Below are 14,470 nucleotides of genomic sequence, written 5' to 3' on the forward strand. Positions count from 1 at the left end.
GTGGATTTAGGATGACCGAGATAAAGCAAAAGATAGCCCTGTTTATAGATGCCGATAATGCCCCCGCGAGTAAGTTTGAAAATGTACTGAGTGAAGTGGCTAAGTATGGTGTGGTCACCATCCGTAAGGCTTACGGTAACTGGAAATCGCCCACCCTGAAATCTTGGGAGGACCTGTTACATGAATATGCGATTCAGCCGGTGCAGCAGTATGACTTAATCAAAGGGAAGAATGCTTCCGATATTGCGTTAGTCATTGATGCGATGGATGTTATGTACACCAAAGATATCGATGTGATGTGTTTTATCTCCTCTGATTGTGACTTCACCCCGATGGTGACCCGCGCGTTAGCGGAAGGCAAAATGGTGTTAGGGTTTGGCGAACGTAAAGCGCCGTCCCCGTTTGTGAATGCCTGCTCTAAATTCCTCTTTCTTGACGAGCCAGAAACCGTCGAAAACGCCAATAGTACCAAACCGAAAAATATCAAATCGGACACCAAGCTCATTAATCTGCTGCGTCAGGCGATTGAAGCCAACGAAGATGAAGATGGGTGGGCACCTTTGGGCCCCGTGGGTTCGAATATCTCCAACCGCACCTCGTTCGATTGCCGTAACTATGGCTTCAAAAACCTGAGTAGCCTGTTCAAAGCCGTCGATCTATTTGAGTTGAAGCGGGGGCAGGGGCGATCTTTTCTGGTGCGGGATGTACGTAAGAGTAAAAAGGGGTAAAGGTTCGCCAATGATGCGGACACGACGGTGATTACCCGTCAGAGATTCTGAAGATACTGTGGTTATGTCTTTAGATTACTGCAATAGCTTAATGGAAACCGTCCACTTACTCCGTTCGCCTGTTAATGTTGAACATCTGAATAGGTCGATTGCTGCAATATCGTGAGGGGAAAACCACGTAACGGGCTGTTATCACGGATAGGTAACGCTGTTAGTTAATAAATTCGTTACCCTGCGGTATATGCAAAGCAAAAAAAGAGAGCCCGCAGCTCTCTTTTGTTTTTTTGATCTTATGCTTTTTCGAGCAGCGACGTTTCAGCTCTTAATGCACTTCCGCATATTTGCGCTGTATCGCCACCAGCGCCGGCTGGGCTTCCAGTGGTGCGTAGGCGATGGCTTGATCAAAGAGTTCTTTGTTTTCCTCGGAGAGGCGCTCTTCTTCGTTCATGGCAGAGAGTTTCTGCATCGCTTCAACAAACTTGGGGTGTTGTTTCTGCTTCTTGGCCGGTTTCATAGGAACTACCTCCTTAAGTTGGCGACTGTATCGGGCTAACGGTTAGCTGCGATAGAGTGTCTGTATAAGATGAAAACCAAACTTTGTTTTCACCGGTCCGTGGATTTCCAGTACTTTCTTGCGGAAAACCACATTGTCGAACGCTTTTACCATGGTGCCGGGCCGAAATTCACCCAGATCACCACCCCGTTTGGCGGAGTTACACAGAGAGTGTTTTTTTGCCAAGCGGGCAAAATCCTCCCCTTTTTCCAGTTGTTGCTTCAGCTTGTCAGCTTCGGCTTTGGTTTTCACTAGAATATGCCGCGCCGATGCTACCGCCATATTAAAATACCTTTGTTATCCGAGTAAATGTTTTTACAGCATTCTTACTTTAAAGCGGCGACCCTTGATCTTGCCATCGAGTAGTCGACTATGGGCTTTACGGGCTTCTTCACGCTTGACGGCGACATAGGCAGCGTAATCGTAGATATTGATTTTACCCACCGCGCTGCCATCTATACCGGCTTCACCGGTGAGTGCGCCTAGGATGTCTCCGGGACGTATCTTATCCTTTCGACCACCGGCGATGCAGAGTGTGCGCATCACCGGTTTAACGGGCTCTTCAGAGCTGGTTTTTTTCAGGCTGCTGAGGGATTTAGTCTCGAGCGTCTGCGACAGGTATTCGCTGATGATATCCATCTTGTACTGTTCAGAATCTCGGAACAGGCTGATAGCCATACCCTCTTTGCCGGCGCGGCCAGTACGACCGATACGGTGAACGTAGATCTCTGGATCACGGGGGAGGTCGTAGTTGATCACCAGTGATAGATCACTGATATCCAGTCCACGGGCGGCGACATCGGTGGCGATCAGAATAGTGTTACTGCGGTTGGAAAACTGCACTAATACCTGATCGCGGTCGCGTTGGTCGAGATCGCCGTGTAACGCGGCGGCAAAGTAGCCGAGCCCGCGCAGGTGTTCGGAGACTTCACGGCACTGATCTTTGGTGTTACAGAAGATCACGGTCGATTCTGGATTAAAGTGGCTGAGAATGCGCGCCAATGCTTCAGGTTTCTTAGTTTGCTCGAGGGCGTAGAAAGATTGCTCGATCTGGCTGGTGCTGTGCACCGCTTCGACGGTGACCTCCACTGGATCACGCTGCAGGTCGGCGCTGAGTTTCTTAATCCCATCGGGATAGGTGGCCGAAAACAGCAGGGTTTGACGCTGCTTAGGTGTGTGGTTGATCACCCCTTCAATCTGCTCATAAAAACCCATGTCGAGCATACGGTCAGCTTCATCGAGCACCACGGTGCCACAACGGGATAGGTCGAGCTTACCTTTGCGGATCAGATCCTGAATTCGGCCGGGTGTGCCAACGATAATATGTGCGCCATGTTCCAGTGAGCCTATTTGTGGGCCGACGGATTGGCCACCACAGAGAATCACCAGTTTCAGGTTGTCTTTAAAGCGTGCTAGCCGACGAATCTCCTGTGCCACCTGGGTGCTGAGTTCCCGCGTAGGGCAGATAACGAGCGCCTGAGTGCCGAAATCCCGCTGATTGATATTTAATAGCAAGCCGATGGCGAAGGCGGCGGTTTTACCACTACCGGTTTTTGCTTTGGCAATTAGATCTTTGCCGTCTAGCACATGCGGCAGGCTGCGGGCCTGAATGGGGGTCATCTCGTTATAGCCAAGGTCAGCAAGGTTGCTAAGCATGGTAGGAGGTAGGTTCAGGGAGGAAAAAGCGGTATCAGACACAGTTGTACTCGGAATCAGGATTCAATTGGCCGCCAGTATACCTGATACGCACGGCTATCGCTGCTTTGTTAAGCCTGTTGTTCACTTAATGAGCAGTAAAGTTGAGGCTAAAGGCGCTGATCTAACGCGCTCACGCTTGGCGTCAGAAAGGCGCTAATATCACCATCGAGTTTTAAGCTAAGGAGTTCATCGGCGCGGGTTTTTCCGTGGGTGATGGCGGCAATAGGGATGTTTCGTTGCGCGGCTTGTTTACAGAAGCGAAAGCCGGAATACACCATCAGGGAAGAGCCGATAACGAGTAACGCATCAGCTTTTTCTAAGCTATCGAGGGCGCTAAATACCCGTTCTTTAGGGACATTATCGCCAAAAAATACCACATTGGGTTTGAGCATGCCGCCACAGGCAGCGCAGCCGGTGACTTTAAAACGGCCAAAGTCGACCCCTTCTAAGTCGGCATCGCCATCTGGTGCGGCACTGGCGGTATAGTGAGCAAACGCTGGATTTTCAGCCGCCATCTGCTGGTGTATCTGGTTGCGATCATGCAGTTGTTGGCAGTCCATACAGATTACCTGATCGGAGCGGCCATGAAGGTCAATCACCTGTTGCTGGCCAGCCAGTTGATGTAACCGGTCTACGTTCTGGGTGACCAGTTGCGGACAGTAGCCTTTCTGTTCCAGTTGCTGCAGGCTGTTATGTACACTATTGGGCCGAGCATTGGCCATTAACGGCCAGCCTATCAGGCTGCGGGCCCAGAAACGCTGGCGGGTCGCGTGGCTGGTGAGAAAGTCCCGATGCTGCACCGGCGGTTGGCGTTTCCACTGACCATTGCTATCGCGGTAGTCGGGAATGCCCGATTGGGTACTGCAACCGGCACCGGTCAAGATAAACAGGCGTGGATGCTGGTGGATAAAATCGGTTAATGGTTGTGCGTTTGGCTGTGATGTCATGGGTCTAGTGTAGTCGCTAGATCCATTGAGACCAATGAAAAGCTTGGTAATTACTCAGCTTTCTCTTTAGCGGTGGATACTGTGGGCTGCTTTGCGAGCGCGAAAAAAAACCGCGTCGGGCGCGGTTTTTTCATCAGTGAAGCGCTAGAGCCTACGCGCTCTGCTTGGCCTTCGCTTCTAGGCGACGACGGTGCAGAACGGGCTCGGTATAACCATTTGGCTGAATCCGGCCTTGGATGACGAGTTCTAATGCCGCCTGGAAGGCAATGCTATCATCGAAGTTCGGTGCCATCGGCTGGTACAGCGGATCGGCTTCGTTCTGGCGATCAACCACAGCCGCCATGCGCTGCATGGTTTCCATGACCTGCGCTTCGGTACAGATATTGTGATGTAACCAGTTAGCGATATGCTGGCTGGAGATCCGCAGTGTTGCACGGTCTTCCATCAGGCCGACATCGTTGATATCCGGTACTTTAGAGCAGCCAACGCCCTGATCGATCCAGCGCACTACATAGCCTAGGATACCCTGAGCATTGTTGTCTAACTCGTTCTGAATCTCTTCAGTCGACCAGTTAGTATCGCTAGCGACGGGGATGGTCAGAATATCATCAAGGCTGGCGCGAGGACGGCTTTTTAGCTCTTCCTGACGGGCGAAGACATCTACCTTGTGGTAGTGCAATGCGTGCAGGGCAGCCGCCGTTGGTGATGGTACCCAAGCGGTATTGGCACCGGATAGCGGATGCGCGATCTTAGCGGTCAGCATGTTAGCCATCTGATCAGGGATAGCCCACATACCTTTACCGATCTGCGCACGTCCTTGCAGGCCACAAGCGAGGCCATTATCGACGTTCCAGTCTTCATAAGCGCCGATCCATGCAGCGGCTTTCATTTCGCCTTTGCGGATCATCGGGCCCGCTTCCATTGAGGTATGGATCTCGTCACCGGTGCGGTCGAGGAAGCCGGTGTTAATAAAGACCACACGGTCTTTGGCCGCGCGGATACACTCTTTCAAGTTAACCGTGGTGCGGCGTTCTTCGTCCATGATGCCCATCTTGATGGTGAAGCGGGGCAAGCCTAAAACGGTTTCAATACGACCGAACAGAGTATCGGCAAACGCCACCTCTTCTGGGCCGTGCATCTTCGGTTTTACAATATAGATGGAGCCGGTGGTGGTGTTGCTAAACTGACCGGTGCCCTTAACATCGTGAATTGAGATCAGGCTAGTCAGCATGCCGTCGAGGATGCCTTCAGGGATCTCGTTGCCGTCTTTGTCGAGAATCGCATTGTTCGTCATTAGATGGCCAACATTACGGACAAACATCAGACTGCGGCCTTTCAGACGCACGTCAGAGCCATCAACGCCAGTATATTGGCGATCAGGGTTCATGCTACGGGTGAAGGTTTTTCCGCCCTTGGTGACAGCTTCGGTAAGGTCGCCTTTCATCAGGCCGAGCCAGTTTTTGTAAGCGACGACTTTATCTTCAGCATCAACGGCGGCCACGGAGTCTTCACAGTCCATGATCGCGGTGAGAGCGGCTTCGACGATAATATCACTTACCCCAGCGGCATCGGTGGCGCCGGTCTGGCTGCTGCGATCGATTTGAATATCCAGATGCAGGCCGTTGTGTTTTAGCAGGATGGCGTTCGGTGTAGAGGCTTCGCCGTTATAACCGATCAGCTGTGCTTCATCTTGCAAGCTGGTTTCCGTGCCATTTGTCAGGGTAACGACCAGTTTGCCATGTTCAATGCTATAGCGGACCGCGTCTTTATGGCAGCCATTAACGAGTGGGGCTACTTCATTCAGCACGTTACGGGCGAATTCGATAACCTTTGCGCCGCGAACGGGGTTATAGCTAGCGGTGATCTCTGCGCCATCATCGTCGGCGATAGCATCGGTGCCGTAGAGGGCATCGTACAAACTACCCCAGCGAGCGTTCGCCGCATTCAGGGCGAAACGGGCGTTCATCACGGGCACAACCAGCTGTGGTCCGGCCATGGTAGCCATCTCTGGATCGACATTGCTGGTGGTGGCTGAGAAATCGTCGCCTTCAGGTAGCAGGTAGTCGATCTCTTTTAGAAAGGTTTTATAGGCCTCGAGATCGAAGCCGTTAGCGCGGTTTTCACGGTGCCAGCTATCAATCTGTTCTTGAATGGCATCCCGTTTTGCCAGCAGCTCACGGTTTTTAGGTGCTAGGTCGTGGACAATGCTGTCCAGTCCTGCCCAGAACTGCTCTTCGTTGACGCCAGTGCCAGGAATAACCTGCTGGTTAACAAAATTGTAGAGAACTTCAGCAACCTGCAGGCCGCCTGTTTGTATCCGTTGACTCATAATGTACTGCCCCATTTGTAATCGTCCAACATCCGGTGCGAGGCAACCGGATCAGGTGATTTTTTGTATGCCGCAATCCGGTGGCTGGTCTCAGCGCTCTCGGTGTTTTGGCTTGTGCGTCGCAACAATATCGCACTTTGCCATGCCTGTCCCCTAAAGCACGGCTAAAGTATGAAGCTTATGCAGGGTATTCATTTCACATCGTGGGAAAGCGGCTGGGTGAACTTAAAAGGGTAACCCTAGATAAGCAAAAAGCCGCCATCGGCAGCTTTTTTAAAGGGTAAATCGGTGGCGGTCTATCAGAACAGCCAGCTGCTAGGTTTCGGCAGCGGTTGCTGTTTTTCCAGTGCGCTCAGGCCTTTGATACAACGAACAATAAACCAGATTACATTTAAGATAAGAATCAGGAAACCAATCAGAATTGAGGTCGTGATGATGCCGATGATTGCAAAGAGTAGTCCTATCCAAAAGGTACGGATCTGCCATTGGTAATGACTTTTTAGCCATTCAGGGGCATCGTTTTTGTAAACATAGGCCATCACCAATCCAACCAAGCCGGTGATACCGAATATGAGGCTGGCTAAATAGAGAATATAGATAATCTTTGCGTTACTGCCTTTTTCGGTCGATGGATTGCTAACTTGATTCATTTGGTTACCTGTGTGATTAAAGATTAAGAAATTTTTTCTCGGATACTGTCCGGCAGCGGCACGGAACGGCCGGTTTTGTGATCCATCCACACGACTTTGGAATAACCTTCGCTGCAGATTAGATCGGGTTCGTCGGTGGTGCTGAGTTCGTACCAGGTCATAAAACTACTGCGGCCGATCTCACCGACAAAAATATTTATGTTAACGGTGGCTGGATAGATGATGGGCCGAAGAAAGGTGCAGCCCACATTTATAACCACCGGATCGATGCCGTTGCCATCGACGGAGGCTCCCAGTGCCGCGAGCAACTGTACCCGAGCTTCTTCTAAATAACGCATATAGAGTGCGTTGTTAACATGGCCGTAAGCATCCATGTCACCCCAGCGCACGGCTATCTGACATTGATGTAGTTGTCGGCGATTCTGGTTGTCACTCATGGTAAAGATCTCTTTGTTTTCATTGTTATAGCATCAATATTAACTTATTTTGGCGCAACATTGCCGCTATTTTTATCGTTACCCTGCTCGGTGTCATTACTTCTTAGGTGAAGATCCAGTTGCGGAAAGGCAATCTCAATATCGTGTTCTTTAAACAATTGATCAATGGTGCGGTGCAGATCATGGGTTGCTTGATTGCGTTTATCCATCGAGCTGATATAAGCCCGCAGTTCGAAATCGAGGGTGCTATTGCCGAAGGACAAAAAGTAAGCCAGTGGGGCGGGTTCTGAGAGCACGTTTTTGTTGACGGCGGCGGCTTGCAGTAATAATTCGGTGACCAGCCCAGTATCGGAGCCATAAGCGACGCCTACCGGCACAATAATACGGGTGATAGGATCGGTGAGTGACCAGTTGATAAGCTGGTCGGTGATAAAGGTTTTATTGGGGATGATCACCTCTTTGCGGTCCCAATCGGTAATGGTGGTGGCGCGGATATGAATCCGGCTGACATTACCGGTGACACCGCCGATGGTGATGGTGTCGCCAATACGGATCGGTTTTTCAAATAGAATAATCAGACCGGAAACAAAGTTGGCGACGATCTCCTGTAGGCCAAATCCAAGGCCGACCCCCATGGCTGCGATGAGCCACTGCAGCTTGCCCCACTCGAGGCCGAGAAAGTTAAGGAAGCTGACGAGACCGACAATATACAGTGAGTATTTCAGCAAAGTGGAGATGGCAAAACCGGTACCGGGCGCCAGTGGCAGATAGTTCAGTACCAATAACTCAAAGAGCCCCGGCAGGTTACGGGCTGCAACGAAGGTGATGTAGAGCGCAGCAAGGGCAAAAATAATCTGCTTAAGGGTAATAAAGCTAAGTACGTCACTCTCACCGCTGCCGGTTGACCAAAGGGTGACGGAATCCAGTATGTCGAGCGCGGGAAGTGTCCAGCCAAGGGTAAGCCATGCCAAGGTGATAAAGATCAGTGCGGTCACTGTTTTAAGCAGCATATGACCCTGATCAGAGATGGTTTGAATGTCGATGAAGTTCTCTTGCACCGGTGGTGAATCGGTGGGTTCTTCTCGAGCAGCGAGACTCTCGGCTCGGCGAGCTAATGCATGGCTAAAGGAGAGCTTTCGTTCTTCTATCAAGAGCCAGCGGCGACCTAGATTAAAGATCAGATAGGAGAGAATCGCGATACATACCAGTAGAAAGACCAGCCCCGTCAGAATGCTGGCTGAGAGTATATAGCCCCATAAAATGAGGCCGGCCATGGCAATATTAAAGCTGATGATAAAGCCCATCCAAAGGCCGGCGTTACTCCAAAGCTGTGATTGGTTTGGGTTGTTTTTGGGGATCGCGCGCCACAAGCTGATCCAGAAGAGGGCGAAGCTTAGGGCGACGCCGAGTAGGATTAGCCGTGTAGGGCCCGCAATAATTACCTCCTGAGTGCTGGTGTCGAGTATCAACAACAGCGCAATCAGTGGCGTGTTGATCCAGAACAGTACTCGCAGCCGCTTCCTTAGGGAGCTAGTGGTGTGCTCGGGTAGGCCAAACTGCCCTTGTAGTAAGCCATAGGGTTGTTGCATCCAGCGCATGAAGATCAAGTAGAGCCAGCTGATAAAGGCAGTGATATAGAGTGGGTTACTGATCGAACTTGTCTCGCCAAATTGACGGCCTAGGATGTAGAGGAAGAGCGGAATGGGCAGTGCCACCAAGGGGCCATACAGCAACGGACGGAGGGTGTGGCGAATATGATCTTCAGTGACATTGCCAATCTGCTTACACCACAAAGCCTGGCGCTGGTTTAGGTAGCGACGACAGAAGAGGGCGAGCGGTAACGTGATCATCAGCGAGCCTAAGGGCCAACCTATTTTACTGCTTAACTGGCTAAAATGAGGGCGCAGTAAGAAGGGCAGTTCATCGGTCAATGCTGCAAAGCCTTGAATGATTTGTCTAGGCCATTCAAGGGAGATAGGGTCGGTGCTGGGCAACCACAGAAGGTGCTTATTAAATAGCGCTCGGTTACTGATGAGTTGGGCGTTGAATTGATCCTGAATCAACAGTAATTGTGATAACTCGCTGATGAGTTTCTGTTGTAGTGAGCGTTGCTGGGATACTAGCTCGACGAGGTTTTTGTTGAGTTGCTGGAGTTTTTTTTGTTGGGTCGGCGATAACGTCTCTAGTTCGGCTGGCGGAAGTACCGGCTGACTGAGGGTTAGCTGGCTGAACTGCAACTCTTTGAGGCGGGTTTTCGTGTTTTCAGGGTTGAGCGGTTTGGGCAGTTGTTGGATATGTTTACGGATCTCTGAACCGGTATAGCCCATGCCGAGTTCAAGCTGTGATTGGATCGCTTGATAGGTTTGGCGGACTATCTGTAGCTGCTGTTCTAGCTGTTTACGTCGTTGGCTGGTTTGCTCTGCTTCCTCCAGCCCTTGGCGGATGATGTCGGCGGTGTCATTGTTACGGGTGAGCGCTTGCTGCAATATGGGGTTGTTGTCGGTATCGGATATGGTCACTTGGCTCAGGTTTTTTTCAGCGGTAGCGCGGTCTTCCTGCTGCAAGCGTTTTTCTGCGTCGTTGATCCAGTTATTGTACTGTTGAATCTGTGTTTGTAACTTTGCTAGGTTGAGACGGGCCAGTTCTGTCCGGCCGGGTAAAACAAGGATCTCTAGTTCAGTGACTTCGAGGGTGAGTTCAAGTGCCTTCTGCTGATAGCCGCGTATCTGTGCCCGTAATTGCTGGAGGTCACTGGTCGGCGTTTCAGTGGTTTTAACGCTGTTGTTCAACTGTTGTTGCAAGGTTAACTGCAGGGTTCGCTTACTCAGTAGTAAGCGGTCACTATCGCGAATGAGCTGCTGTAGGCTGTCTTGATCTTTTTCCAAGTCGATCAGGCGGGCCTTGGTTTTGACTAATAAGAGTTGCAGGTCACCCTCGGGCACCGTATCAGGGAGGGTTAAAGCGGAGGATGTTGGTTGGCGAGCCTGTTCGAGTTGTTGTGGTTGAGCCTCAATTTCGGCGCGCAGGTTCTGTGTTTGTTGTTCTAGGGCAATAACATCCTGTAGCGCTTGAATCGCCTGTTGGTAGGCGCTTTTTAGCGGATTGTCTGGGTCGCTGTCATACTGTTGAAACTGGGTCTGAAGACGGTTTAACTCGGTGCTAAAGTCCGGCGTTTCCGCGAACCCTTTAAGGCTGAATAGTAGAACAAACAGAATGAACAGTCGCATAGGTCATGCCTTCAGGTGATGAAGCTAACTATATAGGGCAATTGTCTTGGCACAAGGAATAAGTTGTCAATATGGCCTAGATTATAGGTTAGCCGCGCTTTTTATGCGCTGAGTCGTTGGCTCAGTTTAAGGAAACGTATTATGCCGATGTTAGATGCCAAATGCTTACTTAGCAAATTACCCATCTATAACCAAGAAGAGGTTAACAGTGACGAGTTACTCGAAGAGTATCTCAACTGCTACCGATTAAATTCGATTATTCATGCGGGTCATAAGTTATTTGCTACCCAGCAAACGGTGGAAGGCTGTACTTTGTTTGTGCAGCACTACTGCTGCCGAGATAAGAGTCGCGGTACGGTCGTGGTGCTGCATGGTTATTTTGATCATGCCGGTTTGTATCGTCATCTGATCGCCTACCTGTTGGAGATCGGCTGGGATGTGCTGATCTATGATCTGCCCGGTCATGGCTTGTCCCAAGGGCGACCGCTGTTTATCGATAGCTTTACCACCTATGCCCAGCAGTTGACGGCGTTACTCAATAGTCGTCGAGAGCGTTTGGCTGGACCTTGGGTCTTGTTGGGGCAGAGTACGGGGGCGTCTATTGTGATGGAACAGCAGTTGAAGTTTGGTTACGGTGACTGGCCGATTCAAGCACAGGTTTTGTTAGCACCCCTGGTGCGGCCCTGCGGTTGGCAAAGTATTGTTAGACAGTATCGTTGGTTACGCCTTTTCAAACGGACAGTTCCACGTGGTTACGGTTTAAGCTCTGGAGATCAGGCGTTTCTAGCGTTTGTGCGTCAAGGAGACCCGTTGCAGCATCGGCGTGTCCCTGTTCGCTGGGTCGGGGCGATGTTGCAGTGGATTAACGAGGTAGAACAGGCCGACAGCTTGACCACTCAGCCGCTGTGTATTCAGGGGGTTGAGGATGAAACCGTCGAGTGGCGGCACAATCTCGGGGTGATTGGGCGGCTTTATCCGGGATTGGAGATTAAGTTGATAGAGAAGGCGCGGCATCATCTTGTCAATGAAACGCCGCCGATCCGGCTGCAGGTGTTTAATCTGATTAAGGAGCGGTTAAACCCAGAAGACGGGCAGTAAAAAGGCAGCCGAAGCTGCCTTTTAGATGAATATCTCTGAGAGCTATGCAATCAAAATAGGCGACGGCAACGAATAGTGCCTTTAACCTGTTTTAGTTTGCTGAGAGCAATCTTAGAGGTTTCAGCATTAACATCGATAACTACGTAACCCACTTTTTCGTTGGTTTGCAGGTACTGGCCGCTAATGTTGATATCGTTTTCAGAAAATACGTTGTTAATCGCGCTCATCACGCCGGGAATATTTTCATGAACGTGCAGTAAACGGTGCACGTTTGGATACTCTGGCAATGCCACTTCAGGGAAGTTAACAGAGGTAATAGAAGAACCGTTATCACTGTATTTGATCAGTTTTTCGGAGACTTCATAACCGATGTTTTCCTGAGCTTCCAAGGTTGATCCGCCCACGTGAGGAGTTAGGATCACATTGTCGAATTCGCGCAGTGGAGAGATAAACTCATCATCGTTTGAGCGTGGCTCAACGGGGAATACATCGATAGCGGCACCAAGCAGGCGTTTTTCAGCCAGTGCTTTGCAAAGCTCATCGATCACAACAACGGTGCCGCGCGCCGCATTGATGAAGATTGAATCCTGCTTCATCTCGGCAAATTGCGCAGCGCCCATCATGTCTTTCGTTGATGGGGTTTCTGGCACGTGTAGGGTGACGATATCACAGGTCGCTAACAGCTCTTTCATCGTACCCAACTGAGTCGCATTACCCAGTGGCAGTTTGGTGATGATGTCGTAGAAGTAAACATGCATCCCCATGGCTTCAGCGATCACGCTCAATTGAGAGCCGATACTACCGTAACCAACGATCCCCAGTTTTTTACCGCGAATCTCATAAGAGTTTTTGGCCGACTTCTGCCATTCGCCTCGGTGTGCTTTAGCGTTCTTCTCAGCAACACCGCGCAGCAGCAGGATCGCTTCAGCGATTACTAGCTCAGCAACTGAGCGGGTATTAGAGAAGGGTGCGTTAAACACCGCCACGCCGCGCATGGTTGCCGCAGTGAGGTTGACTTGATTGGTACCGATACAGAAACAACCGACGGCGACCAGTTTTTTGGCCGCATCAAATACTTTGTCGGTCAGCTGGGTGCGGGAGCGGATACCGATAAAGTGAACATCTTTAACGCGCTCAATCAGTTCTTCTTCTGGCAGGGAGCCAGTGAGGTATTCGATATTGGTGTAGCCGTGCGCATTCAGGGTATCCAATGCTGACTGGTGCACGCCCTCCAGCAGCAGAATCTTGATCTTGCTTTTTTCCAGAGAGGTTTTTGGACTCATGATATGGATCTCTTTTTAAGTGGGATGATCCTGTGTGTGGCAGGTATCCTCGGATTAGCCGATAAAAGAAAGGGGCGCTATGTTAACACAGTGTTATCGCAAAAGGGCGAGGCTGAGGGCGGGTGTATGGTGAATTTTTATGCAAACAAACATGAACCGAAATCACTTAATGAAAAATAGAGTGACTCGGGCTCATGTTTTCTCGCCGATTGCGGGCTAAATTCAGCTATAAACGCAGAGGTAAGCGGTCGGTTGTGTTACCTGCAGTTGAAACGTTTGATTCGCAGCGACGCGGAACTCTGTACCGCTAGGGAAAGACTGCCACTCATCACTGTTAGGTAGTTTCACGAGCAGTTCACCACTGATTACTTTCATCAGTTCGTTTTCAGAGGTGCCGAATTCATATTCGCCCGCTGCCATCACACCGGAAGTGACTTTGCCTTCCGTATTTTCAAAGCCGATAGATTTTACCGCACCATCAAAGTATTCGTTCACGGTCAGCATTGTATTACTCCTATAAATGGGAGCGCTATAGTAGATTTCTTTAGTGACATTGTCATCTATTTGAGGTGGTTGGATGTTTAAGGAGGTAATCAACAAAGGCTTGGTTAGCTCTGGATAGATAACTCTGTTGACGCCACGCGATGCTTAGGTCAAAGAGGATGGGCTGCTCAAAGGGAAGACCGACTAAGTCGCGGGCATCATCGATGGCGGGACGGAGTAGGGCGGAGATGGCAAAACCATGGCGAACGACCGACTGGATTAAGGGTATCAGGTTGGTCTCAAAGGCTATTTTTGGGGGGATGCGGTACTGCTTTGCCAACTGTTCAGTCACCTGTCGATGGAAAAACCCCTCTTTGAACAACACCAATTCTTCATTGAGAAACTGGGTATAGCTAACGCTGGATTGTTGGGCGAGTGGATGATCGGGGCTGACGCATACGAGAATCTCTTCTTGCAGTAAGTGGGTTTTCTCTAGCTCATCCGGTTTACCATCATCGACTACGATGCCAATATCTAGCTCCCCCTGTTCGATGAGTTTGCGGATATGGGTGGTGCCGCCCTCAACCACCGATAGCTGAATATCCGGGTAGCTGTGGCGAAAACCCATCAGCAGTTCCGGCAGATAATAAGAGCCGAGCATACTGGGAATACCTATCCGCACCTGTCCTCTAGATAGCCCCGTGAGTTCCTGCATTTCGAGTTCTGCGTCAGTCACCGCTTGGAGTATTTTGTCGGCATGCAATAACAGCCGTTCGCCTTCGTCAGTGAGGGTAATGCGGCGTTCCGTGCGGTGAAAAAGCTGCAGGCTTAGCTGTTCTTCCAGTCGTTTGATCGACATGCTTACGGCGGGTTGGGCAAGGAGTAGTTTTTCGGCTGCACGGGTGAAGTTAGCTTCCCGCGCCACCATTTGGAAGCAACGTAGAGCGCGAATATCCACAGGGTTACCTCAACGGTTATGATTAAAAGTTAAAGTATCACAATAATTTATCAATATTATCATTTTTATATATTTCTGT

General features: G+C 50.3%; 13 protein-coding genes and 1 pseudogene. 3 read left to right on the forward strand and 11 right to left on the reverse strand.

Features of this window, described 5'->3' with window-relative positions:
* Nucleotides 1-11: 11 nt before the first annotated feature.
* Together EH243_RS03145 and EH243_RS18640 are read left to right on the forward strand one after the other, a co-directional pair.
* The gene (locus EH243_RS03145) at nt 12-728 is read left to right on the forward strand and encodes an NYN domain-containing protein (protein WP_126157183.1); all 717 of its coding nucleotides are present in this window, start codon (nt 12-14) and stop codon (nt 726-728) included.
* Between the two features lie 9 nt (nt 729-737).
* Nucleotides 738-910 (forward strand): annotated as a pseudogene (locus EH243_RS18640) (type II toxin-antitoxin system Phd/YefM family antitoxin); the annotation flags it as partial.
* A 140-nt stretch (nt 911-1,050) separates the two neighbouring features.
* Here the strand turns inward: EH243_RS18640 and EH243_RS03155 are convergent.
* From EH243_RS03155 to EH243_RS03190, 8 genes are all read right to left on the reverse strand, one after another.
* Nucleotides 1,051-1,242 (reverse strand): hypothetical protein, encoded by a 192-nt coding sequence (locus EH243_RS03155; RefSeq protein WP_126157184.1) that lies wholly within the window; start codon nt 1,240-1,242, stop codon nt 1,051-1,053.
* Nucleotides 1,243-1,284: 42 nt separating this feature from the next.
* Complete coding sequence (locus tag EH243_RS03160) at nt 1,285-1,563, reverse strand: peptidylprolyl isomerase (RefSeq protein WP_126157185.1); 279 nt, start codon at nt 1,561-1,563, stop codon at nt 1,285-1,287.
* Nucleotides 1,564-1,596: 33 nt separating this feature from the next.
* Entirely contained in the window at nt 1,597-2,979 is a 1,383-nt protein-coding gene (gene dbpA, locus EH243_RS03165; protein WP_126157186.1) for an ATP-dependent RNA helicase DbpA, read from the reverse strand.
* 107 nt (nt 2,980-3,086) lie between these two features.
* Nucleotides 3,087-3,926: an NAD-dependent protein deacetylase gene (locus EH243_RS03170; protein WP_126157187.1), complete on the reverse strand. Its 840-nt coding sequence runs from the start codon at nt 3,924-3,926 to the stop codon at nt 3,087-3,089.
* 151 nt (nt 3,927-4,077) lie between these two features.
* Nucleotides 4,078-6,255: a malate synthase G gene (locus tag EH243_RS03175; RefSeq protein WP_126157188.1), complete on the reverse strand. Its 2,178-nt coding sequence runs from the start codon at nt 6,253-6,255 to the stop codon at nt 4,078-4,080.
* 299 nt (nt 6,256-6,554) lie between these two features.
* Entirely contained in the window at nt 6,555-6,905 is a 351-nt protein-coding gene (locus EH243_RS03180) for a DUF4870 family protein (RefSeq protein WP_126157189.1), read from the reverse strand.
* Between the two features lie 23 nt (nt 6,906-6,928).
* Nucleotides 6,929-7,342, reverse strand: a complete 414-nt coding sequence (locus tag EH243_RS03185) for an acyl-CoA thioesterase (protein ID WP_126157190.1) — start codon at nt 7,340-7,342, stop codon at nt 6,929-6,931.
* 44 nt (nt 7,343-7,386) lie between these two features.
* Nucleotides 7,387-10,569, reverse strand: coding sequence for a mechanosensitive ion channel domain-containing protein (locus EH243_RS03190; protein ID WP_126157191.1), 3,183 nt, complete (start codon nt 10,567-10,569; stop codon nt 7,387-7,389).
* A 141-nt stretch (nt 10,570-10,710) separates the two neighbouring features.
* Here EH243_RS03190 and EH243_RS03195 point away from each other — a divergent pair, with 141 nt between their 5' ends.
* The gene (locus tag EH243_RS03195; protein WP_126157192.1) at nt 10,711-11,667 is read left to right on the forward strand and encodes an alpha/beta hydrolase; all 957 of its coding nucleotides are present in this window, start codon (nt 10,711-10,713) and stop codon (nt 11,665-11,667) included.
* Between the two features lie 50 nt (nt 11,668-11,717).
* Here the strand turns inward: EH243_RS03195 and serA are convergent, their stop codons facing one another.
* The 3 genes from serA to EH243_RS03210 form a co-directional block, all read right to left on the reverse strand.
* Nucleotides 11,718-12,950 (reverse strand): phosphoglycerate dehydrogenase, encoded by a 1,233-nt coding sequence (serA, locus tag EH243_RS03200; RefSeq protein ID WP_126157193.1) that lies wholly within the window; start codon nt 12,948-12,950, stop codon nt 11,718-11,720.
* Nucleotides 12,951-13,172: 222 nt separating this feature from the next.
* Nucleotides 13,173-13,454, reverse strand: coding sequence for a pyrimidine/purine nucleoside phosphorylase (gene ppnP, locus EH243_RS03205; RefSeq protein WP_126157194.1), 282 nt, complete (start codon nt 13,452-13,454; stop codon nt 13,173-13,175).
* A 52-nt stretch (nt 13,455-13,506) separates the two neighbouring features.
* Nucleotides 13,507-14,391 (reverse strand): LysR family transcriptional regulator, encoded by an 885-nt coding sequence (locus EH243_RS03210; RefSeq protein WP_126157195.1) that lies wholly within the window; start codon nt 14,389-14,391, stop codon nt 13,507-13,509.
* Between the last annotated feature and the right edge of the window lie 79 nt (nt 14,392-14,470).

Source organism: Amphritea opalescens (genome assembly GCF_003957515.1).
Classification (GTDB): domain Bacteria; phylum Pseudomonadota; class Gammaproteobacteria; order Pseudomonadales; family Balneatricaceae; genus Amphritea; species Amphritea opalescens.